This window comes from Ruegeria sp. CH2 (assembly GCF_056537065.1).
Window position 1 is genome coordinate 1 of sequence record NZ_JBQFQV010000029.1, and the last position, 21320, is coordinate 21320.

General features: G+C 53.6%; 23 protein-coding genes. 11 read left to right on the plus strand and 12 right to left on the minus strand.

From position 1 onward, the window contains the following. The 3 genes from ACR0M9_RS20460 to ACR0M9_RS20470 form a co-directional block, all read right to left on the minus strand. Positions 1-1001 (minus strand): AAA family ATPase (locus tag ACR0M9_RS20460; RefSeq protein WP_480774524.1); only part of this gene is annotated, 1001 nt, incomplete at its 3' end. Positions 1002-1114: 113 nt separating this feature from the next. Continuing rightward, positions 1115-1654 (minus strand): recombinase family protein, encoded by a 540-nt coding sequence (locus tag ACR0M9_RS20465; protein ID WP_480774525.1) that lies wholly within the window; start codon positions 1652-1654, stop codon positions 1115-1117. A gap of 127 nt (positions 1655-1781) precedes the next feature. After that, a complete protein-coding gene (locus ACR0M9_RS20470) occupies positions 1782-2474 on the minus strand; it encodes a competence protein CoiA (protein WP_480774526.1) in 693 nt (230 codons plus the stop codon). Between the two features lie 52 nt (positions 2475-2526). Here ACR0M9_RS20470 and ACR0M9_RS20475 point away from each other — a divergent pair, with 52 nt between their 5' ends. The 3 genes from ACR0M9_RS20475 (at position 2527) to ACR0M9_RS20485 (ending at position 4955) form a co-directional block, all read left to right on the plus strand. After that, complete coding sequence (locus tag ACR0M9_RS20475; protein WP_480774527.1) at positions 2527-3099, plus strand: hypothetical protein; 573 nt, start codon at positions 2527-2529, stop codon at positions 3097-3099. Positions 3100-3337: 238 nt separating this feature from the next. Next, positions 3338-3955: a hypothetical protein gene (locus ACR0M9_RS20480; RefSeq protein ID WP_480774528.1), complete on the plus strand. Its 618-nt coding sequence runs from the start codon at positions 3338-3340 to the stop codon at positions 3953-3955. Between the two features lie 328 nt (positions 3956-4283). Then, positions 4284-4955, plus strand: coding sequence for a hypothetical protein (locus ACR0M9_RS20485; RefSeq protein WP_480774529.1), 672 nt, complete (start codon positions 4284-4286; stop codon positions 4953-4955). A gap of 284 nt (positions 4956-5239) precedes the next feature. Here the strand turns inward: ACR0M9_RS20485 and ACR0M9_RS20490 are convergent, their stop codons facing one another. From ACR0M9_RS20490 to ACR0M9_RS20525, 8 genes are all read right to left on the minus strand, one after another. Beyond that, positions 5240-5923, minus strand: a complete 684-nt coding sequence (locus ACR0M9_RS20490; protein WP_480774546.1) for a HEPN domain-containing protein — start codon at positions 5921-5923, stop codon at positions 5240-5242. A 622-nt stretch (positions 5924-6545) separates the two neighbouring features. Continuing rightward, positions 6546-7055, minus strand: coding sequence for a hypothetical protein (locus ACR0M9_RS20495; protein WP_480774530.1), 510 nt, complete (start codon positions 7053-7055; stop codon positions 6546-6548). 245 nt (positions 7056-7300) lie between these two features. Next, entirely contained in the window at positions 7301-8428 is a 1128-nt protein-coding gene (locus tag ACR0M9_RS20500) for a hypothetical protein (protein WP_480774531.1), read from the minus strand. Then, positions 8421-9626, minus strand: a complete 1206-nt coding sequence (locus tag ACR0M9_RS20505) for a hypothetical protein (protein WP_480774532.1) — start codon at positions 9624-9626, stop codon at positions 8421-8423. Before ACR0M9_RS20505 ends, ACR0M9_RS20500 begins: the two co-directional genes overlap by 8 nt. A gap of 3 nt (positions 9627-9629) precedes the next feature. After that, positions 9630-10655, minus strand: a complete 1026-nt coding sequence (locus ACR0M9_RS20510) for a nucleotidyltransferase family protein (protein ID WP_480774533.1) — start codon at positions 10653-10655, stop codon at positions 9630-9632. Continuing rightward, on the minus strand, positions 10655-10864 hold the full coding sequence (locus ACR0M9_RS20515; protein ID WP_480774534.1) for a hypothetical protein: 210 nt from the start codon (positions 10862-10864) through the stop codon (positions 10655-10657). The genes ACR0M9_RS20510 and ACR0M9_RS20515 overlap by 1 nt, the downstream gene beginning before the upstream one ends. A 120-nt stretch (positions 10865-10984) precedes the next feature. Further along, entirely contained in the window at positions 10985-12235 is a 1251-nt protein-coding gene (mobQ, locus tag ACR0M9_RS20520; protein ID WP_480774535.1) for a MobQ family relaxase, read from the minus strand. A gap of 279 nt (positions 12236-12514) precedes the next feature. Continuing rightward, complete coding sequence (locus ACR0M9_RS20525) at positions 12515-12715, minus strand: hypothetical protein (RefSeq protein ID WP_480774536.1); 201 nt, start codon at positions 12713-12715, stop codon at positions 12515-12517. 166 nt (positions 12716-12881) lie between these two features. Here ACR0M9_RS20525 and ACR0M9_RS20530 point away from each other — a divergent pair, with 166 nt between their 5' ends. From ACR0M9_RS20530 to ACR0M9_RS20565, 8 genes are all read left to right on the plus strand, one after another. Then, entirely contained in the window at positions 12882-13175 is a 294-nt protein-coding gene (locus tag ACR0M9_RS20530) for a mobilization protein (protein WP_480774537.1), read from the plus strand. Continuing rightward, positions 13172-14875 carry a type IV secretory system conjugative DNA transfer family protein gene (locus ACR0M9_RS20535; protein WP_480774538.1) on the plus strand — a complete coding sequence of 568 codons (1704 nt, stop codon included), beginning with the start codon at positions 13172-13174 and terminating at the stop codon, positions 14873-14875. The genes ACR0M9_RS20530 and ACR0M9_RS20535 overlap by 4 nt, the downstream gene beginning before the upstream one ends. An 18-nt stretch (positions 14876-14893) precedes the next feature. Then, positions 14894-15442: a hypothetical protein gene (locus ACR0M9_RS20540; protein ID WP_480774539.1), complete on the plus strand. Its 549-nt coding sequence runs from the start codon at positions 14894-14896 to the stop codon at positions 15440-15442. A 225-nt stretch (positions 15443-15667) separates the two neighbouring features. After that, positions 15668-16702, plus strand: a complete 1035-nt coding sequence (locus tag ACR0M9_RS20545; RefSeq protein WP_480774540.1) for a replication initiator protein A — start codon at positions 15668-15670, stop codon at positions 16700-16702. A 111-nt stretch (positions 16703-16813) separates the two neighbouring features. After that, positions 16814-17482: a ParA family protein gene (locus ACR0M9_RS20550; protein ID WP_480774541.1), complete on the plus strand. Its 669-nt coding sequence runs from the start codon at positions 16814-16816 to the stop codon at positions 17480-17482. Continuing rightward, positions 17466-17744: a chromosome partitioning protein ParB gene (locus ACR0M9_RS20555; RefSeq protein ID WP_480774542.1), complete on the plus strand. Its 279-nt coding sequence runs from the start codon at positions 17466-17468 to the stop codon at positions 17742-17744. Before ACR0M9_RS20550 ends, ACR0M9_RS20555 begins: the two co-directional genes overlap by 17 nt. A gap of 44 nt (positions 17745-17788) precedes the next feature. Next, the gene (locus tag ACR0M9_RS20560; protein WP_480774543.1) at positions 17789-19120 is read left to right on the plus strand and encodes a DNA cytosine methyltransferase; all 1332 of its coding nucleotides are present in this window, start codon (positions 17789-17791) and stop codon (positions 19118-19120) included. Continuing rightward, positions 19113-19901, plus strand: coding sequence for an endonuclease (locus tag ACR0M9_RS20565; protein WP_480774544.1), 789 nt, complete (start codon positions 19113-19115; stop codon positions 19899-19901). Before ACR0M9_RS20560 ends, ACR0M9_RS20565 begins: the two co-directional genes overlap by 8 nt. 46 nt (positions 19902-19947) lie before the next feature. On the opposite strand, the gene ACR0M9_RS20570 is transcribed toward ACR0M9_RS20565, so the two are convergent. Continuing rightward, positions 19948-21320: AAA family ATPase (locus ACR0M9_RS20570; RefSeq protein WP_480774545.1), on the minus strand; the 1373-nt coding region annotated here is incomplete at its 5' end.

Genomic DNA, 21320 nt, shown 5'->3' on the forward strand with positions numbered 1-21320 from the left:
AACTCATGTGTTTGGACGGCTGTTCGTATGCTACGCTCAAATGCAGCTGGAATATCGCCGCCATGTGCATCTCGCACACCGATGCCAGTTTGACGTATTGATGCCTTCAACTCTTTATAAGCATCGCTGAAATAGGCTTGGTAATGAAGGATCAATTCAGAACCGCTGAGGTCTTGGGCGCAAAATGGGCACGCATCTGTTCCGGTGCTTTCGGAAAAAGCAGAGGTGTGCCCCATGCCTTCGGCAACCCAAGTTTCACCATTGTTCGCCAACGCACCAAGATGCTCACGAACGCGCTCTGCTGCATCCAATTGTAAATCTTCGAGTGTAAGGCCTAGCACCGCATTGATTGCATCAATGTCGAAGTCCGGCAGGCTAAACGGCATAAAACCTGATCGCTGCCGAATAGCATCGCTTGCCTTTGCTGCAGCAAGCCGCCGCCCCGCATCATCAATCTTCGTTTCTATGTCTGGGTCTTCCTCCAGATCACAAAAGTCGGCGACATTGAACGGACCTCGCGCATCACCAGGTATCGCGTCACCCTTCTCACGAAGGCTAGAGTTGTGCGCGTCAATCTTGGCGACAAGTTCCCGTAATTGAGAATTCAGAGCGACGCCCTGTGCCCCGAGGATAAGTTCATGCAGGTTTTGCCGATGCGAAGTTCCTAAATCGATCCCGGAACACACATTTGCCGCAACGAATGCGTCGTCAAATATAGCAATCTCAGGTAGCGGCTGTGACCACGCAGAGTTTTGAAAAATGACCTGCTGACCGCTGTTCCGAACAACTATGTGCGGTGGGTGAGTAGAGCCGAGCCTTTGCCGCTCCAAGACGAGCGAAGGCTCGTCAAGTGCAAGAGAACGGAGAATAGCAGCAATAGTTGTCTTGCCTCGACCGTTCTCAGCGTAAATCAACGATAGCGGTGTCAAGTTGACGTGCCCGCCTGGCGTGACAGAGTCGAACTGGCCGACATTCCTGAGAATATTAAATCCTTCAATCATGTTGCTGTCCTCGTAGACTTAAATCTCGATCCATTTTCTGCCGCCAAAGACCTTGGAAAAATGAATGCTGAGAATGGTATCTATGGCAGAAACGTACAACCCCCGCGAGCGAGCTACGCACGTCGTACTGTCCGCTCGCTGACCTTAAACAGCCGCGCAATCTCAGCGACGGCGCGCTGTTCGTCATCCCGCATCCGGCGCACTTCGTCCTTCTGCGCTGTTGTTAGGGCAGGGGGCCTGCCACCGATCCGGCCGCGTCTACGAGCCGATGCAAGCCCCTCTCTGGTTCGTTCGGAAATCCGCTCCCGCTCGAACTGGGCGATGGATGCGAAGACATGGAACACCAGACGGCCGGCCGACGTCGTCGTGTCGATGTCTTCGGCCAGGGACCGAAAGCCGGCACCGCGTTCCCGGATCGCCTCTACGATCTCCAAGAGGTCCTTCAGAGACCGCGCCAGGCGGTCATACTTCGCGACAGTCACAACATCACCGTCCCGGAGCTGCTCCAGCATTCTGTCCAGTTCCGGACGGGCGCGCCTCGATCCGCTGATCTTGTCTGCGAAGACCTTCTCGGCACCGGCTGCCGAAAGGGCATCCGTCTGTGAATCCAGGCTTTGGTCGTCAGTGCTGACGCGGGCATATCCTATGATCATGCCTCACTGTGACAAAAACCTGTCAAAACCGCAAAGGTTTTGCCGGGGGTTTTTGGCCTAGCTAAGGGCCTGATCCTTGGACGGGTAGGGCACTTGGACAAAAACGACCGTTTTTGGCCCGAATTTGCTAGAACCTACTGCGCCGCCGATAACCACGCCGAATGGGTTTTGCGAACTGGACCACTGGCAACGGACTCCCCTCACTGATCAACTTAGCGAACGCCACCTTTGGAAAATCGAAGAGATAGCGACTTCTGCCTTGTGCGGCTGTAAGCAAACACAGATTGTCACCGCCAAAGTCAAATCCGACAATCTTGCCCAATGACCCCCATTCTTTGAGAAGCCGGGTTTCTTCGCAATAAACGGTGTAGATGTTTACGCCGTCGAACCGTTCCGGGTAATTTTCTGAGAGCATCCGTTCATATTGGATCAAATCGGTTGGGCGGCGGGTTCCATCGACTATCCAGATCACTTGGCCGTAGAAATTAGTACGCTTTTTCACTTCGTCTGGCTTGATCGCAGAGTGCTGGAATTCGATCACAAGGCCATAGGGTGTTTTGATATCCGCTATATGAAGCTCGCCCGTTTCATCACGAGCTGGTACCTCTTGCCAGTCGGTCACAAACCGGTTCTTCCAGTCGCGGTGCCATTCGGTCTCGTTTTCCCACCAATGGTCACAATGACGGCGTCCTTTATGCGCCCAATGCCAAACCTTCTTGGTGCCGCATCGGGCTAACATTTCGGCATTGCAACCCGGACAGACACCTAAGGCACCAGGCGTCGCCTCAACTCTTTGGCCATTCAAAAGTGCAAAACGCATTCTGATTAAGTGGTTGTTCTATTAAGTGATTCCAAGGGCAAGGGTGGTCATAATGTTTCCAACATCTTTAGGCATTGCTTCAAAAGAGGAGTTTGAGGTGACAATGGATGTACTAGGCCCGGACAACGCATTTTGGATCGATGGCGAATGGCTTGCATGGGATAGCATCATTGATCCAGATGAGACCAAATACAGCCGATTGGCGGAACTGGAACGAGAGGCTGAACTGCGCCTCAAATACCCAAATGCCGATCCAACATTGGTTCCATATTTTCAAGACCTGCTGACGCTTGCAGAGGCCTACTTCTATGACACAGGGCAGCACCTCAACGTCTACGGCGACATTGGTGAACTTTTTGGGGCGATAATGTATGGAATCAAGCTTCACAAAAACCATGCCCAAGGTTCAGACGGCAGATTAGGAAATGACTTTGTTGAGATCAAAACGATCTCGCCAACTAACAGCAAAGAAAAGACCAGTGTGCGTCTAGACAGGCACTTCAGCAAACTGCTCATAGTGAAGATAGACGACAACTTTGAAGTTTCTGGACGTCTTGTGAAGCGGGCCAACCTTCCAAAAAGAGGGGGCAAAAATCTGCGGCTATCATGGGCCAACATGCCATAGTCCCAGCCAAGGAAATTGATCTAAGGACCTGCCGCATCGACGAAAACGACCGTTTTTGGCCGCTGCGAGTTCTAGCCGAATGTTTTACCAAACTGGTATACGAAGCGATGCAGTGCTACCACTAGCAGTGACGCAGGCAGTCTATTTTGGTCAATGGGGGTGTAATGAGAAAAAACAGCATGAGCCTTATAAAGGCTGTAATCCACCCACTATCTGAGGCAAAAAACCAGAACCCATAATGCTTGAATTTACAACAATCGCCGCAGCGCTGAAGTCGATAATAACTTCCTATAAGGAAATAGACTCACTTGTACCAAGGAAGGGTAAGGATCGGGAGAGGGCAATATTGGAATTTGCTCTCGCAATTTACTCTGACGTGAAAATTATTTCCGATAACTATATTGAAATAATTGGGAAATTTTCAGATGTGGCGACCGATGAAAATGTGAGCGTGGCGATTGATGGCCTAATAGAGGCGCGGCGTGAGTTTGCTGCGCTGAGGATAGAAGTAGTAGCGTCGGTGCGTTCATTAATGAGAAGAACTGATGCATACTTCAAAGACGACGAGCAAGAGGTCGTGTTTCGCGATTTTCTGGGCGCCGTAGAAGAGCTCATCTCCTCAGAGAAGCGGTGCGAATATCGCGAGGCTAAACCGTTCGAAGGGGTACGTAGCAATGTGTCCACACTAATATCTCTTTACAAAGACATCTTGGAAAGCGAAAGCCAGTCTCCGCTCTCGATAGCTTTAAGACCGGAGGCAACTGCACGGGCGATGCAGTCAGAAATTGAGAAAGCGTGGGGCCGTGTCGTATCCCTATATACTGAACTTCGTGGCTTTGACTTCAAGTATCGATAATTCGCTTCTTCCCGTTCCATAGGGAAAAACTCAGCTTCGCGGTTTTGCATGGCCTTTTTGGCAACGACAAAAACGACCGTTTTTGGCCTATTGGTTCTGTCAAGAAGGTTATGTCCGGTTTGCGGAACTGTGTTGCTGTTAGCTTTGACGCCTGACACATCCCCTATCGAGCCGCTTTTTTAGTGATTCCATCGCTCCAATCGGTTTATCCTCACTACGAGATCACGTTGCGGACTTGAGCCGGTCGTCTGGCAACCGACAACGGTGAAAATAGTCACAACACAATCTGGTAGCGGGCATCGGATCAGACAAAACACCGGAGATTGGAATGAAAAAAGCATTTGCGGTGGCCGCAACAATACTGGCTTCTCTGTTTTCTTTGGCGTCACATGCTCAATCTCCGCTGTCTAGCTGCTCTTTTGAGAAAGCGGAATGCGAACCGATTGTTGAATGCAGAACGGTCTGTGATCCACCTAGAGTTCCCGGAGAGCCTCCCATGTGTCGAGAGGAATGTACCAAGACACCGGGTTGCGTTGCGATTTATTCATGCAGCGGACAAGCCGTCGCGGTGAGTGGGTCTACAGCAATCGATTTATCTCGATTTGATTGTTCGGTGGGTGGAGGAGTACTGTTTTGCGGCGATCAAGACGGTGCTAGAAGCGCATTATTTCCCAGTAGTGCAGTCGACAAGATTAATTATTCTCAAAATTCGTCCACTACAATCGCACCAGAACTACAAAGGTTGCTCTTTGGGGAAACGTGCTCTGTGGTTGATCCTCAAATCGTTGGAGAGCGACCTTGCAAGGACAGCGGTTTTGGGCTCGAGCTCCCATTTTCGGATGGACCGATGATTGAAAGCTTTGTCGCCCCAATTACTGAAGATGAAATAAGCACTTCGATTGGTGAGCTTTGCGACCGCGATGCCGGTGGCGATTGGCACCAATGCATCTACAATGGATACGGAGCAACAGCGTTCAAACTTCGATGGAAGGCTCAATAGTTCGGATAGTAAACGCTAGTCGGCAGCTGTACATGAGGCAACATTCGGAGGAGAGGCACTTCATCCGTCCATTTCCACCACGCAGCCTGTGCCAAAACCCGTACGTTTCTGCCACAGGCAATAACGCCCGTTTTTGATCGCGCAAGGGTGTTGAGCGTTGAGGCCTCGGGCAGCACGCCGGAGACACTGTTCAGGGTCAAGATTCAGAAGCAGAACCGTTCCATCTCCGCCTGCCGCGCTTCGCGGTCACGCCCGATTTCAACCCTTTTTGGCATCAGCACAGTTCAGATGGCAGCTGCAATAAGCTGCATGTGCCGAAGGATTTCCTCAATACGAGGATTCCCAATTGGTTGCTGGTGTTTAGACTTCAGATAAACGCCTGGAGTGTGAATAGCGTTCTGGGCCCGGTGTAACCCGGTGCCGTGCAACGCACCATGCGAGACAGCTCCTTGGAGCGCCACTTTAGATCGCTCGCTATCGTGAGCAATGTGGTTTCGAAGCGCGATCCAGAGATTGATAATCGCCACTTGCTGCCCTGAAAGCGCGTTTATACCCGCAAGGTTGGCGGCACTGATCCACCGCTTCGCGCCCTTCTTTAGTGCCTGTGCATTGCTAAACGTGATGTTGTTTCCGTCATTGTCGAGGAGGGAAATGATCGTAGTACGATCAATGTTGGTTGGGGCCTTGTATTGGGCATAACGGTTCAAGATTTGCTTCTGTTTGTCGCTCAAGTCTTCGTTGAGAGCATGCTCTAGATGAACAGCAAATTGGCTGGGATCACGATTGATGTAGGCCACGACCAAATCGCTCAAGAAGCTCTCCCAAAGAGTTGCAGCGGAAATCATTGTCGAAGCGCTCAATCGCGTGACATCGGCGGCAGAAGAAAGTGAAACTTTGACTGTGTGGTAAAAATTCGTTGCCTCTGTGAGTTGTGCATCAAATGAAGCGCGTACCCGGCCTGGGTCCATGGTTCTCAAGCTAGCTCTCCTTGAATCTTATCAGTAGGCTTTCAGCTTAAAGCTAGCATGTCCAGGTGAGTTCAAAAGGCGTCCTGCGAGCCAGTTTGAGGTTCAGTGCGGTCTTTCACGAAGGCCAGTCTGCTGATACGGACTTCTCGTACAAAAGCTTGAAAGGGACAGGATGACCATTCGATCCAAAGGGGCCTGTGAAGCCTGCAAAGCAAATATTTGGCACGACCAGCTTTCACCTATCGGTTCTGACGTAACAACCGATGAAGGCATGGCAGGGTCAACGCACTATGGCTTCCTTCAGTGCAACGGCTGTGGATCTGTCCTGGCACGATATGAAGACAAGGGCCTTGGGAAAGGCGGCCCCTTCTTCAAACGAATAACCGGAGGTTTTTTCTAGTTGAGTTCTGAGAAATCTATAAAGCAAAGGATGATTGGCGCTCTGGTTTTCGGCTTGCTCGGCTTCTTTGCTGGCGCTGGCACTGGAATAGTTGGTGGTATTTTTGGCGCTATCGCCGGAGTCAGCCTCTTCACGGTCATTGGAGCCCTCTACGGCTGGAGCGCCGGACCTGACATTGCCGCCCTGTTGGGCCGAATCCGACGCAAATAGCTTGAACCTACGCTATGGCATCGCCGCCTGTATTTCCGCTGTCACGTTCTCAACGCCTGTTTCGTTCCATACATCATCCCGAAGCATGAATTTGCTGCTGTTCGTATGCGCCACATAGGTGGCCCGCAACTTAACTACATCTAGGGGGATCAGCGCTGCGCGTATAACCTGATAATCGTCATCGAAGAGCACCCCAGCAAGCACATCAAAGTGCCCCCCAGACAAATCGCGGATCGCCGAAAGCTGCCGGGACTTGTTTCGACGATGAACGCGACGACCCTTGATCTGATATCGGATTCCATCGGCGCTGGTGGCATCGAAACCACGCTCAGAGTTGGGAGCCTGTTCCCATCCAAACGCTTCACAGAACAAAAACTCGGCCAGATCGCCAGTTGGATTGTTCGCGCTCCGGACAATGCCCCGTTCTCGCAAGGTCTCGCCGATACCCGCGTGTAGGGACAACAAGTCTGACACTGACAACGCTGATAGGTCGAAATCCGGAGGATCGAAGTTTGAAGCCATTATGTCTTTCCCTTCTGGGCAAATTGACAGGTGGCCATCATCCCTTCTTCAAAAATTGGCCTCAGGACTCTCCGAACGCCCTCCTTGTTCCAATTTCTCCAGCCATTCAGCTCTCCGAAGGACATGAACCATCCAAAAAGAAAGGCCTCACATTCCAGGCGAAGTGATTGTTCGGCCAAGTTTTCGCAATCGCCTCAGGGTTTTGTCCTTGGCGAACACCACCGTTTTGAGCCAAAAACCCATAGTCAGATCAAACGCTTTTGAAGCTCCGCTTCAAATGTCTGCCAGTGCCTGCTGAATGTCGCACCAAACTTCAACTTTGCAAAGGTTGGAGCGGAACCCATGAGCGCCTCTGAGAACAAATCCATGATATTGTCTCGATCTAAGACCTCGTCGAACGGTAGCCAGTCCGGCAAAGGTCTATCTTCAAAAATTGAGCGATATATTACTTCGATACCTTCTTCACGATTCAAATTTTCCAGCTGGAATCCATCAAAACCAGCCTCAAATTCGGGAAGTAAAATTGCACCTAGCTGCGCGGTCGTTGCATGAACTCTCCTACCGAACAGTTCATCCAAAGCGGCAGCATACAGTTCGTACTTTGAATCAAAAAATACTGGTCCCTTAAGGTATTCTCCTGGTCCACAATCCCTTGTTTCAAGAGAGCGGAGAGTCTTGCTTGCGCTTGCTGTTCCGGGAGCAATTCTGCACATGTGCGGTACAGCTGTAGCACCCCAACCGGTGTCGAGAGACACAAAGTCACTCCCAACGAAGTCCGCGCCATTCTCCAGGAAGTTCATGGCCAAGGTTGTCTTTCCAGCCTTCCTTGGTCCCACAAACGCGATCCCATGACCTCTAAATATGCATGTTGCTGAGTGCAGTTCGACGCGCGGCCCGGATGCCCACAACAATGTTCTTAGTCTGTACTTTGTTAGATGCTCGAAGTGCGGTATGTTTATTGCATCGGCTGCTGAGCGAACATACACAAGAAGCTTTCCCAGTTTATCAAAAACCGTGAACCCTCTAAATGGGAACTCGTGCTTGATTAGGGCCCAGTCGTTCATTCCAGTCCTTAACCGCTCAGCTTCGTTGTCCCCTCCCCATCTCTTGACACGATCCACGATCGTTTCGGATTTCAGGGAGGTGAACGCCTGTTCCAATGCGTTGGTCAATCCATCCGAAGCAACAGGAACGACTGTCCAGATATCCGGATTTTCAACGTTGCTTCCGATTTCAGACTGATTTCCAAAGACACTTTCTAGAATCTCTTTCTCAAGTTGTCCTGCTACCACATTGACGGTGGCATCGCCGACACGAAGGCTTGATGTCGCTGCAAGTTCGTAAATGCCAGCAGCCTCCAACAAGTCACGCACCAGAAGACTCCTTCTCGACCACAAAGGTAGAGGCATACTCCCTCAGCACATCAGTTATGAGCATACTTTTTCGATCCCAAACAAACACTTCACTGTCGCAATCTGAAATCTGCTTGCCAAGATCACCGTGAAAACTTCTAATGCCTTTAAGTAGCGCAGGATTTTCTTTTGACGAAATTCGCTCAGCACTACTTGGAGCAACAAGTGATAAGAAGAACCCGGCAATGCAAGAGAGGTGGAATCCCGCATTAGGGTAGAGATCATCGCTACTGTCGAGGTCGCCGGCAAGGCCGAGAATCTCTCTAAAAAGAAGTTCTAGTGTCTCCAACGCGGATGGGTCCATTGAAGAGATATGGTTCACGATCCTCCTATGCATGAGCAGGGACCAGTACTCCAAGGGATCGGAAACCAATTTCATCTTCCCGTCTACGATTGGTCCTGAAACATGCTTCGTAGCAGCTCTCTCCCAAGTCAAAATCCTGTCAGAAGGAGCGAACTCGGACATCAATTTGGCATACTCGGGCGCGCAATCGACAGTCGGCGGAGGAAACCATCGCATCATGGTGCCATGAAGATAATCATGATTACACTGGCTCATTAAGATCGATAAGCACCCAAACAGCTCATGCACAGAACGGCTTCTTCTTCCCAAAAAGAATGACCTATCAACTGACAAAATGGGGCGCAGCAGTTGCCAGAGGCGTCCTTTTTCATCCCTTCGATGCTGAATCGACAAGCAATAATGGATCGTCCTATCCCCTATCCGGAAGCTTGATATAGCCTCAAAACGAATGGAGTGAGCGGGCTGATCCGGCACTTCTACCAGGAAAACTCTATTGTTTGTTCCGAATCTGGGAAAATGCGTTTTGTCGAAAAGGGATGGTATGACGGCAGGAAAAGAAAGGTAGAGCGCTCTCTTCTCACGGGTCGTCTTTTGCCATATTTCTTCTGTGGGAATTCCGCAAAGAGAACTTAGCGCGTCCTGCAGGCCAGTAATCGACTTAGACTCTTTTAAGAGCAAAGAACCCACGTCGGCATCTATCCGCACCCTTTCCGCTGCGTATCGGTCATTGATGGCGGCTGAATTCGTATCTAATTCAGCGCAACAAGGGATATCATGGACGATAGGAGCGTAGTTGTAGAAAGCCTTAAGGTGGGATTCAGCGAATAATTTATTCTCAAATTTTTCGGCACGCATGGCTCACCTCGGAACTGGATAAGGTTCAATAAACCCTAGGAGCGGACCCAGTTGCCAACCGAAATCCCTACCGTCCCTGGTGGACCGCGGAGCAAGCTTGTCGAGAACTCCCGGCGGAATATCGACTCCGGAAATAATTTCTAAGAACCTCAGCGGGTAATAAAGGCTGGAACTTAGCTCAAGGTCATGTGCTGCGGAAAGAGCCACGTCCCAGTCTATGTCACCGGAAATCAAAGGGGCTGTATACGCGTATGTTCGCAAGGAATTTTTGTTATGGAGCGCTTGCTCATTGTAAAATCGTGAGCAATTTATCCAGATATGATCCTCGTCAGAGAGAGTTAGCGCATCGAAACTGGTACTCGGCACGGCTCTAGAGAGTATTGGTTCGATATCTACGTCTGTTGCCACGTTGTGGTGAATGTCTATTTCCAGAACTATAGATATCTCACCGTTCTTCGCATAAGCAGGGTGCGCTTGTCTTTTTTCTAGGATCTCACATGCCAAACTTGGCATTTCTGTGGAGGTTAGCTTGCAGAACGGTGCTAGTTCGTAGTGCGTTGCTTCGATCTCACCAATTAGCCGAGTATTTCGTGGAGAAAGACTGTGAGCATCAGTGTCAAAGTATGACTGGGTGAAGCCTTGCGCGTAAAGAACTCGCTTTACATCCTGCACCTGCGTGATCGGAATCAAAACATCGACATCGACAAAGAAGCCCAGGGGCGTTTCCGGATAGAAGCGCTGTGTCAACTCAGCGCCTTTAAATATCAAAGATTGTATCCCTGCGATTCTAAAGTCCGCGAGCAGTTCTCGAAGAGCGGACAGTTGCGCACTCCAAACCGCAGAGTAAATCTCTGACCAAGGGTCGTTGTTTATGTTCAGAACTGGGAGCAGCCCATCTATATCGCGAGAAGCCAGAAACTCCCGAAAATCGGAACTTGTCCAATAGTCATCATAGCCACCGGACTTTCGTAGTACTGAGTTCCTTAAGAACTGAACAACCGAATTTGGATGCTCGTGTTCTCCTATCATTAGCTCTTTCGAATGCTCAGTAGAGCGGAGACCTCGCCTGCCTTCTCCCCTAGATTAAGCAGTGCGGAAACAACCCCTTGCGCGCTTCCGCGAAGTGCAACCTGAACAGAGTGTGCTTCACCTGTGGCTAACGCTGCTGACATGATTTTTGAAATAGATTCTTTCTCATTTACGGAAACTGCCACGGATACATCTTTGCTTTCAGACATTCTATCTTCCTCCTACGCATGTATTCTACGCTAACAGGGGCGCTGAAGAAATCAACGATCAGCAGCCCGACCTAGACCTTTGCTGTACTTTGGGCGGAGATTTCCTTTAACCGACGCACGTCAAAGCCCGTACGTGGGACCCCGGTCGATGTCGCGATCTTTCTCTAGCCCTTGGTCTGTCTCATGATCGCACTCTTTCTCGATCTCCAGCTTTTCGCGCGTTTTTTTTAGTACCCCTTCTAACCGATCCCGGATCGAAGGCTGGCCTGCGCTGTCAGCATCCTGGCCCGCCCCGGATTCTTCCGACCGACCCAAGGTTTCGCGTAGCCGTTCATTAACGTGTCGCAGGTCAGAGGGTTCTTCGACACTCTGCCCACCGACCTCCGGCTCTTCCCTCCCGACAATCCGTGCCAGTCGACCCCGGATGTCGCCGTCACCGTGCTCCGTACTCCGGTCTTTGCTAGCCGCTGCTCGAAGCGCCGCCAGACCGGCCGACACACGCCCCTGCCCGGCCTCGCGCTCGGCCCCATATGTGTCCCGCGCCAGCTCCAGACGTTCCCGCATCTCGGCAAAAAGTGCCCGCGCCTGGCGGGCTGCATGAACCGCCTTGCCCCGCTCGGTGACAGGTTTATAGTCGCGGCCCTCACGCTCGGCCGCGCGCATCTCGCGGCGTTCCATCGCATTGGCCGCCGGTCCCAGTTTGACCTCCGGATCACGATCCAATTCCTCAGCCTTCAGGGTGTCGCCCTGACTCAGAGCCTCCTCGCGCTGAGCTTCCAGAGACCGGTGATCGACGCGCTCCACCTCCCCCACCCGTTCAAGCGCGTGGTTCTGCAGTTCAGCCCAGACACCGCGCATCTGCTCAATCTCGACACTCCCGGTCTTTGCGGAATCAAGCACGCGCGTCTTGGTCGTGAACCCCTCCGGTTCCAACTTCCGGGTGGTGGTTAGAACATGAGCATGATGGTTGCGCTGATCCCCTTCCCGATGCGGGGCATGGATCGCAACATCAACCGCCACGCCGTAGCGGCTGACCAGTTCTTCAGCAAACTGCCGGGTGATCTGCGACCGGTCCTCGGCGCTGATCTCGGACGGCAAGGCCAACTCCCACTCGCGGGCGGTGACGGAGTTGCGGCGGGTCTCTCTCTCTTCGGCAGCGTTCCAGAGCGCCGCCCGATCCTGCGCCCAGGACGGCGCATGTTCGGGCGTCAGAATGAAGGTCTCTTCGATGCCACGCTTGGCGGTGTAATCATGCATCCGTCCCTCGCGCTGGCACTCGATGCGCTCGCCCGCACGGTACGCCGCCGCTGCGGTCGAAGACCGTCCCGCGCTGCGTTTGATCGTCTTTACGGAGAGGTGGTAGCTGGCCATGCGCCCTACCCCGCTCCGTGATGCGAAGAATGCTGACGCGCGCCGCTACAGAGTCCGCCCCATGCTCCGGCATGGTCCACCGGGTCAACGGTCTTTTTCCCGCTGGCCCGCCCCCCATAAGGCTGGGGCCGAAGGGAAAAATACAGCCCGAACGAAGCGGTGCAATGCACCTCTGAGGCGCGGGCTTGCCGATGCGTTCCACCAATCTCCCCAGCCTTATGGGGGGCGGGAGATTGGTGGCACACATCGGCGGTTTGCCTCGGGCAAACCCGGCGGAGATCAGGGGTAGCAGTCCCACAGATCGACGCCAAACGGAACGGCAGTCCCGAAAACAGACCAGCCCCCACCGAGGGGCATCGGTCGCGATTTTGGGACTGCCGTTCCGGCCGCGGTCCAACCGCGCAGGTTGGCATGGGATGGTTTGGAAGGGGCAGCGCGCCCTTCCATGTCGATGCGTTTCGCATCGAAGGGGTTGGCCATCGGCCGGGGCTTTGCCCCAGAGAGATCGCACGCAAATCTTGGAGCCATAGGCGGAGAGTTTGCATAAGTGCGCCCTTGTCCTTTACAGGCCTACGGGTACGCGCTAAGGACGAGTTTATCAATACATGATTCAACTCTAGATTATTTTCCCAGCAAGAGCAGTGATATGGCAGAGACAGAACTCGAACGCGCCGAGAAACGGTTTGCCCAGGCCAAGGCCCGCCTTCAGGCCGTGCGCAACCGTGAAGCCACCAGACAACGCAAGCTGGATACACGGCGCAAGGTGATCCTGGGCGGGGCGCTCATGGATCTGGCCGAACGTGATGCAAGTGCTGCGGCAATGATGGAACGGTTGATCCGGAACCTCTCGCGGGACCAGGACCGCAAAGTCTTTGCAGATCCCGATACCCCCTCCCCGGTTCCAGCATCCGATTCAGAACAGCCAAATGGTGATCGATGAGCTGGGCGTTCACGGCGTTTCGCCTTCTGGCCGGTATCGGATTGATCGTATGGACGGCTCCGTTCGTACTGTTTCTCGCCGCCGTCTATCTGCTTATTGCCACGTTGATCGGGACAGTCGTTCTGGCTCTCATCCGGCATTATGGTCTGCACGTGCCGATCTCGGGTGGCCCCACCACTTTCCTCGATTGGGTTGCCACCATCGTGGTCTACGGCTCGGCCTGGTGCACGGCAGTAACACTTCTGATCGTGAACACCGGCATCGGCCTCTGGTCCCCCCGCAAGGCCGACGACAGCCATGGTTCGGCCCGGTTCGCCGACCGCAAAGACCTAGCCGATCTGGAAGCCTCTGACGGGCTTCTGATCGGTCGCAACCCCCATACCGGCCGACTGTTGCGCTACGATGGCCCGGCGCATCTTCTGACCCTTGCGCCCACCCGTGCAGGCAAGGGCGTGGGCACGGTCATCCCGAACCTGCTTATGGCGGAGCGCCCGGTCCTGGTCATTGACCCCAAGGGCGAGAACGCTCGGATCGCGGGCGACGCCCGGCGACGGTTCGGACCCGTTCATGTCCTCGACCCGTTTGAGGTTACCGGGATGACATCGGCGGCGTATAATCCATTGGACCGGTTGTCTCCGGACAGTCTTGATCTTGGAGAAGATGCCACCTCACTTGCCGACGCGCTGGTCATGGACCCACCGGACCAGGTATCGGAGGCGCACTGGAACGAAGAGGCCAAAGCCATCCTCGGCGGGCTGATCATGTTTTGCGTCTGCCATGAGGAGCCGGGCCGCCGGTCCCTCGCCACCGTACGGGAATATCTCACCCTGCCCCCGGATCGGTTGCGCGCGCTGCTGGAGCTGATGCAGGAGACCGAGGCGGCGCATGGTCTGATCGCCCGTGCCGCCAACAGGTTCCTGGGCAAGGCAGACCGGGAAGCGGCCTCTGTCCTGTCCAACGCACAGCGCCACACCCATTTCCTCGACAGCCCACGGATTGCAAAATGCATGGCGCGCTCGGATTTCCATTTCTCCGAGCTGCGTCACGGGATTACATCGGTGTTTCTGGTGCTGCCGCCCAATCGTCTCGATGCCTACAGTCGCTGGCTGCGCCTCCTCGTCTCCCAGGCGCTTCAGGACATCGCTCGCGACGCAGAGGCGGCACAGACACCCGGAATGGCCCTGAGCGCCGCTCAGGGCGTCTCTGAGGCTCCGCGACCGGGCAAACGGGCCTTGCCCCCTGCCCTCTTCCTGCTGGACGAGTTTGCGGCGCTTGGCCGTCTGGAAGCTGTGGAACGCGCTATGGGGCTGATGGCAGGCTACGGGCTGCAGCTCTGGCCGATCCTGCAGGACATGAGCCAGCTTAACGCGCTCTATGGAAAACGCGCGGGCACTTTCGTCGCCAATGCCGGAGTGCAGCAGGTGTTCGGGGTGAACGATCTGGAAACGGCCCAATGGCTGAGCAAGATGATTGGTCAGGAAACCACGGGCTACCAGACACAAAGCTACAAACCGGGGGACGCGCTCTCGATGACGCAGAACGTCACCGGCCGCGATCTGCTCACCCCGGATGAAATCATGCAGGTCCACCCGGACAACCAGCTCCTGCGTGTCCAGGGAAGGCCCACGGCTATTGCCCGCAAACTACGCTATTACGCCGATCCCGAGTTCAAAGGGCTGTTCCAGCCGCAAGACCAATAACGAGAAAGACAATCGAGCATGTCAGATCAAATCTCCTCCCCTGCCCTCTCCGACGAAGAGCTGCGCGAAACCCTCGATATGGTTGGCACCGTGCTGGCCAGTGTGTCGGATCGCGTGGATGATCAGACACGGGTGCTAGACCGGGTGCACAAGACGGCAACAGAGGCGCGGCAGGCGGCCTTCGCGGCCCAGAACCAGACCGATCCGGAGCACTATGGGGATCTGGTCGGGCAAGCGATCAATGCCCGTGTTCGTGGGCCGCTGGAGGCGATGTCTCAGGTTGCCGATGCTCTTGGAGCGCAAAGCAGACACACGGACGCAGTTCTTAAAAAGGCTGAACAGGACAAATGGGAAATCTTCAAAGACATTCGGGAACAGGAAAGAGAGATCGAGCGCTTCAAAACCCGCCTGCCTAGGTTTGGTCTGGGCGCTGTCGTTTTGGCTCTTGCGTTGGCGGTGGTGCTTCCTCGTTTCTCAGCACTCAACAGCACCACATGCGCTGTCTTTGGTGGGGTGTGGACCACGACAACCACGGGTATCGATGCCTGCGTGTTTTACCAAGGGTGAGCGATGAGTTGCTGATGGTTGTCAGGCTTATTTGAAAAGCTGGGTGTTATATTTGTGTTAGAATCTGTGTTACGTATCCTCAGAACCGACGTAGAGATTTGAAAAGTAATACCTTTCTTTGAATGTCGGTAACTGATAACACGAATCTTGGTAACTGAAATCCTGTCTTTGGTAACTGATAACACGAATCTTGACTGCGGTAACTAAAACCACGAATGTCGACTCATGGTAACTGATAACACGAATGCTCTTGCCCCGCTCTTGCCGGATCGTCATCCGCAGCACGATCTGTTCATCTGTGATGTGGCTGACGCTGTCCTGAAGGACGTGATGCAACACATGGAGCATCCGTTCTATTCACTCTCAAAGAAGCCGGAGACGACGGTCAAGCGCTATGAGAACGGCGACAAATGGCTTCAGATCACGCCGAGCGTGAAGGGTCTAGCGACGATCTACGACAAGGATATTCTGATCTACTGTATCAGTCAGATCATGGCCAAACTGAAGGAAGGCGAAGCCGTGTCGCCCCGTGTCCGCATCAACTCAAGAGAGCTGCTTATCTTCACTAACCGGGGCACAAGTGGCCGGGAATATCAGTCCCTGCTCGATGCACTTGATCGCCTTGAAGGGACCCGGATCAGGACAAACATTGTCACCGGAGACGAAGAGCAAGTTGACGGCTTTGGCCTGATCGACGCGTCGTCGATCCGCCGGAAACGTGGCCTTGATGGCCGTCTTCTCTGGTGTGAAGTGAAGCTGTCAGACTGGGTTTTCAACGCAATCCGCAATGAAGAGGTTCTGACCCTCCACAGGGACTACTTCCGTCTGAGAAAACCTATTGAAAGACGCGTGTACGAGATCGCCCGCAAGCATTGTGGGCAGCAGAAAACCTGGCGTATCACGCTGGCAAAGCTACTGCTCAAGACCGGCTCTCAAAGCCCTCAGAAGCGCTTCCGGCAGATGATCCGGCAACTCGCGAAACACGATCACCTTCCGGACTATCACGTTGAATTTGATGATGAATCTGATATGGTGATCTTCAAAAATCGGGGTACGATGTCTCCTTCCCAGCTTGTTGAGGGCAGCATTCCACCTCTGCAATCGGACATTTACGAGGAAGCGCGTCATGCCGCGCCCGGTTGGGACGTGCGTTTCTTAGAGCGTGAGTGGCGCGACTGGTGTGTTGAGCCACCCCGAAACGCTGACCGCGCTTTTATTGGGTTTTGCCGAAAGTGGTTTGAGAAGCGAGGCAGACCTTGAGATTAAAAACCGGTAATAGAAATAAATCCGGTAACAAATTTAATTCCGGTATTGGAATTAATTCCGGTATGAGATACAAATCCGGTAACAACAAAGTGGCAGGATCGAGCAATGCCCGTAATCGTTATGGCAAGCCCCAAGGGTGGGGTTGGAAAATCGACATGCGCCGTTCTTCTGGCGTCTGAGTTCGCCCGTATGGGCGCGGATGTCACGGTGCTCGACTGTGACCCGAACAAGTCTCTTACCCGGTGGGCATCTCATGGCGCGCCTTCTGGTGTGACTCTGAAAAGCGATGTTGGCCGCTCAGAGATCGTTCCGACAATACGGAGCGCGGATGGTGACGGAAAAATCGTCATTGTGGACCTGGAAGGCGTTGCGTCCCAGCTCGTCAGTCGCGCTATCTCCCAGGCGGACCTGGTAATCGTCCCGATGCAGCCGACAGCGCTTGACGCTGAGATCGGTTCAGAAGCACTGGCGCTGGTTCGTGAAGAGGAAGAAGCGCTTGGGCGGTCAATCCGGCATGCTGTGGTGCTGACCAAGACTAGCGCAGCCGTCAAAAGCCGCGTCCAGAAGGAGCTAGAGTCACAACTCAGTGGGGCAGGGATCGACGTAATCGAACCGTCCCTGGTCGCCCGCGCGGCATTCTCGGAACTGTTTGCCTATGGCAGCGATCTGACCGCGATGATGAATGACGCTGAGATGGTCACGGGTGGGAAGGTAGATAAGGCGTTGGCAAACGCACAGGCATTCATGGAGGCTGTATATGAGCGGCTCAAATAGACTTGCTGGCCTCAAGGCGCGTCCGAAAGATACGACCGTTGAAGAAGTCCGTCGTGTCGATGAAGTTGGAGAAGCGCGGGGGTTTCTTGACAGGACACCTCGCAAGAAGCCTGGTCGTAAGCCCAGCCCGAGGACTTACCAGCTCCATCCAAAGGTCTTCCCAAAGGTTGGTGAAGCCATAGCCGCCGAAGCCGAAAGGCTCGGCGTCACACAGGGTCAACTGATCGAGATGTTGTGGGAAAAATATGAAGGATCGCATTAACCAAAGGGTGTGATGTTAGGCCGATGTTAAGAAAGAAGAGCGAAATGCGACCAATCGGAATTGACCTTTTTGCAGGGGCAGGGGGGCTAAGCCTTGGCTTTGAGCAAGCAGGCTTCGATGTAAAAGCTGCGATCGAGATCGACCCCGTACATTGTGCCGTTCACGAGTTCAACTTCCCTGAAGGAACTGTAATTCCGGCCTCGGTTGCAGAGCTTACTGGTGATGAGATCAGGCAACGCGCAGGCCTTGTGGGGAAGAAGATCGATTGCGTGTTCGGCGGCGCGCCATGCCAGGGCTTTTCTCTGATCGGTCACAGGGCGCTCGACGATCCCCGTAATCAGCTCGTTCTTGATTTCGTGCGCCTCGTGCATCAGCTCGATGCAGAGAGCTTTGTTTTCGAAAACGTCAAAGGCCTAACAGTCGGCAAGCACAAAGCATTCCTGAAGGAGCTAGTAGGGGCATTCGATCAGGTAGGCTACGAATGTCGTTTGCCTTGGAAGGTTCTCAATGCCGGTCACTATGGGACACCGCAATCGCGCGAGCGCTTCATCCTCATGGGTGTGAAGAAGGGCAGGGCGCTTCCCGACTATCCAGCACCGACGACCAACATAGCTGGTCGGCCAAAACTCTACCCCGAGCTCGGTTTTGGGCCGTCCTGTGCGGAGGCGATCAGAGATCTTCCTGATGCCGATACGTTTGAAACCCTAAACGCAAGCGATGCTGTCAAGACGAGCCGCTTTGGTGACCCCTCTGATTATGCGGCGGAGCTTCGATGTCTCAAAAACGACGCCTGGCATTTCGGTTATGTGCGCGAGTGGAATCCTAATGTTCTCACGTCGAGCGCCCGTACCGGTCACACCGAGATTTCGCGTCGGCGGTTTCGCCATACGGAAGAGGGGGCGGTCGAGCCGATCAGCCGTTTTTTCAAACTTCCACAAGGCGGTGTTTCCAACACACTCCGTGCCGGAACGGACGGCGCAAGAGGCGCATTCACTAGCCCGCGCCCAATCCATTACCGTCATGCACGTTGCATCACCGTGAGAGAAATGGCGCGTTTGCACGGCTTCCCTGACTGGTTTCGACTTAACGTAACCAAGTGGCATGGCGCGCGGCAGATCGGCAATGCGGTGCCGCCGCCTTTAGCCAGGGCGATCGCCTCGAAGATGATTGAAGCCCTGGGCATCGAACCAATCAGGCCCGAAGAAACCCTTTCGCTTGGTGACCCAAGGCTTTTGACGCTCGATCTTTCGCAGGCATCAAGACGCTTTGGCATCACACCTCCGCCTAGCAAGCGCGACCGAAAGAGCGGTGCGAAAAAGCGCAAGCAGGAAGAGATCGAGGAAGAGATCAATGCGGGGAGGGTAGCCTATGGCTAAGTCGCCTAACCGCTATCAAGCAACAATCCAGAAAATCTTCTTCGACCACTTTGAAACGGGCGCGACGGAATTCGAGTTTGACAGAGCGGAGCTTGAAGAAAGCTATATCGCGCTTGGATTTCCGCGCATTAAGAACATCGGAGATATCCCGTATTCGTTTCGGTACAGAAATGCCTTGCCTGACAGTATTCTCGAAACCCAGCCAGAGGGATTAGAGTGGATCATCGAAGGCGCAGGGAAGGGACGCTATCGCTTCAAACTGGTCAAACATACAAGGATTGCACCCAGGGATGATCTCGTCTGCACCGACATTCCAGACGCCACACCAGAGCTCATTCGAGCCTACGCACTAGACGATGAACAAGCCCTTTTGGCGATCGTGCGTTACAATCGGCTTATCGACACGTTCTTGGGGCTCACAACATACAGTCTGCAGAACCACCTACGAACGACCGTGCAGGATATCGGGCAGATCGAGATCGATGAGCTTTACATAGGTTTGGACAAACGAGGGTGTCACTTTGTGATTCCGGTCCAAGCGAAAGGCGGAAAAGATCAAATAGGAATTGTTCAAACGAGTCAGGACATCAGGTTCGTAGAAGATAGATTCCCCGGCATGCGGTGCCGTGCGATCGCCGCCCAGTTTATGCAAGACGAGGTTGTCGCTCTCTTCGAGCTGACCTTGCAGAATGATGAGATTAAGGTTGTTGAGGAGCGACATTATCGGCTTGTTCCAGCTAAGAAGCTCGATCAGACGGCCATTAGAAATTACCGCGACTGATTCCGATCAGTCTGGAGGCGGTCCTAAGGTTGCGAACCTGTTGCGCTCAGCGTCTAGAAACAAACAAGACAACCCTCTCAGCGAAGTCAGTCAATTCTGTATCGTTGATAGCTTCCGTCTCCCAGGCGGCGTTCGTGTCATGGTGAAACTTGTTGGCATAGTCGAGCAGACTACGCAGCTCTGTAACATCAGCTTGCGACATAATTGCGCCAGGACGTTGGTTGCAAAGGCCAATAAACGGGCCAAGCAGTTGCCCTGGTGGAAACTCGATTGGGTATGCAACCCGCATGAACGCTTCGAGAGTTGGTCGCAACGCTTCAGCAACCTTCCGCTCGATCTGTGGGCCACCTGACTGGATATAGCCAGCAATCATCTCATATCGTTTATCGTGCTCTGTGATGCTGTCATTCCGAACATCCCATTCGGCAATTTCAGACCCGCTTGCCGCGCGGGCGAGCCGGTAAGCAGAACGGTCGTTCGTACTGGCGTCTTCCCATAAGGCACATAGAAAAGGCTTCGAGTGAGAAAGCACAATCATCTGAGCAACCTTGGCCTTTAGCCCGCGCATCTCCTGGCGGGTCCGCAGCGTTCGGTGCTCATCTAGGCTAGTCATCGGGTCGTCAATCACGACGATCTTTTGAGCTAGGTTGGAGTCCTGATCCAGTGACGCGAAAAAGAAAGCCAACGCCAGCGTGTTCCGATCACCTGCACTTAGAGTGTTTCGGAAAGACGGCCCTTCTGATGCAGTGACATTGACTTCCTGCTGGTTGATCACAACGCAGTAGGATGCAGACGATCCCGCTCGATTGTTGACCGACTTCATCCTACCCAATCTGAAAGAAGCATTGAACCTAGCAAGAAAATCGTTGATCGCCGTCTCATAGGTCGGGAATATTTGGTGACGATAGTTGTCGAGTGCGGTTCGTGCGGCATCCCGTTGCCCTTCGGTATTTGCTTTTGCGGTCTTCTCGTCTGTGTACTCCTCACAAAGAACCGCGACCGCTGGTTCAAACCTTGCCTTGCGGGCATTCAGCTTTGCGAGATCGCTTTGAAGTGCGGAAACATCGTCGGCGGCGGCTTGTTCCTTCACCACATCAATCGCGTCGTTGCAGCCGATCAGTCGTTCAGACAGCTGTGCAATCTCTTCGATACGCCGACGATATGTCTGAATGGCACCCACTGCATCTGGTGAGAGGATCGTCACCTCTAACGGTGATGCAGCCTTGTCTCTCAGAGACTGCAATGCTGCCTCCCGTGCAGCCGTCCATTCGCGGGAAATAGCAGCAGTATCGACAACAATCTCAGGTAATTCAGCAAAGTCCTTCCAGAACTCATGTGTTTGGACGGCTGTTCGTATGCTACGCTCAAATGCAGCTGGAATATCGCCGCCATGTGCATCTCGCACACCGATGCCAGTTT

Bases quoted from the DNA above. Each gene is read 5' to 3' on its own strand.
- ACR0M9_RS20465 (WP_480774525.1), bottom strand. From the start codon at position 1,654: ATGATCATAGGATATGCCCGCGTCAGCACTGACGACCAAAGCCTGGAT.
- ACR0M9_RS20470 (WP_480774526.1), bottom strand. From the start codon at position 2,474: ATGCGTTTTGCACTTTTGAATGGCCAAAGAGTTGAGGCGACGCCTGGT.
- ACR0M9_RS20475 (WP_480774527.1), top strand. From the start codon at position 2,527: ATGTTTCCAACATCTTTAGGCATTGCTTCAAAAGAGGAGTTTGAGGTG.
- ACR0M9_RS20480 (WP_480774528.1), top strand. From the start codon at position 3,338: ATGCTTGAATTTACAACAATCGCCGCAGCGCTGAAGTCGATAATAACT.
- ACR0M9_RS20485 (WP_480774529.1), top strand. From the start codon at position 4,284: ATGAAAAAAGCATTTGCGGTGGCCGCAACAATACTGGCTTCTCTGTTT.
- ACR0M9_RS20490 (WP_480774546.1), bottom strand. From the start codon at position 5,923: ATGGACCCAGGCCGGGTACGCGCTTCATTTGATGCACAACTCACAGAG.
- ACR0M9_RS20495 (WP_480774530.1), bottom strand. From the start codon at position 7,055: ATGGCTTCAAACTTCGATCCTCCGGATTTCGACCTATCAGCGTTGTCA.
- ACR0M9_RS20505 (WP_480774532.1), bottom strand. From the start codon at position 9,626: ATGCGTGCCGAAAAATTTGAGAATAAATTATTCGCTGAATCCCACCTT.
- ACR0M9_RS20510 (WP_480774533.1), bottom strand. From the start codon at position 10,655: ATGATAGGAGAACACGAGCATCCAAATTCGGTTGTTCAGTTCTTAAGG.
- ACR0M9_RS20515 (WP_480774534.1), bottom strand. From the start codon at position 10,864: ATGTCTGAAAGCAAAGATGTATCCGTGGCAGTTTCCGTAAATGAGAAA.
- mobQ (WP_480774535.1), bottom strand. From the start codon at position 12,235: ATGGCCAGCTACCACCTCTCCGTAAAGACGATCAAACGCAGCGCGGGA.
- ACR0M9_RS20525 (WP_480774536.1), bottom strand. From the start codon at position 12,715: ATGGCCAACCCCTTCGATGCGAAACGCATCGACATGGAAGGGCGCGCT.
- ACR0M9_RS20530 (WP_480774537.1), top strand. From the start codon at position 12,882: ATGGCAGAGACAGAACTCGAACGCGCCGAGAAACGGTTTGCCCAGGCC.
- ACR0M9_RS20535 (WP_480774538.1), top strand. From the start codon at position 13,172: ATGAGCTGGGCGTTCACGGCGTTTCGCCTTCTGGCCGGTATCGGATTG.
- ACR0M9_RS20540 (WP_480774539.1), top strand. From the start codon at position 14,894: ATGTCAGATCAAATCTCCTCCCCTGCCCTCTCCGACGAAGAGCTGCGC.
- ACR0M9_RS20545 (WP_480774540.1), top strand. From the start codon at position 15,668: ATGGTAACTGATAACACGAATGCTCTTGCCCCGCTCTTGCCGGATCGT.
- ACR0M9_RS20550 (WP_480774541.1), top strand. From the start codon at position 16,814: ATGCCCGTAATCGTTATGGCAAGCCCCAAGGGTGGGGTTGGAAAATCG.
- ACR0M9_RS20555 (WP_480774542.1), top strand. From the start codon at position 17,466: ATGAGCGGCTCAAATAGACTTGCTGGCCTCAAGGCGCGTCCGAAAGAT.
- ACR0M9_RS20560 (WP_480774543.1), top strand. From the start codon at position 17,789: ATGCGACCAATCGGAATTGACCTTTTTGCAGGGGCAGGGGGGCTAAGC.
- ACR0M9_RS20565 (WP_480774544.1), top strand. From the start codon at position 19,113: ATGGCTAAGTCGCCTAACCGCTATCAAGCAACAATCCAGAAAATCTTC.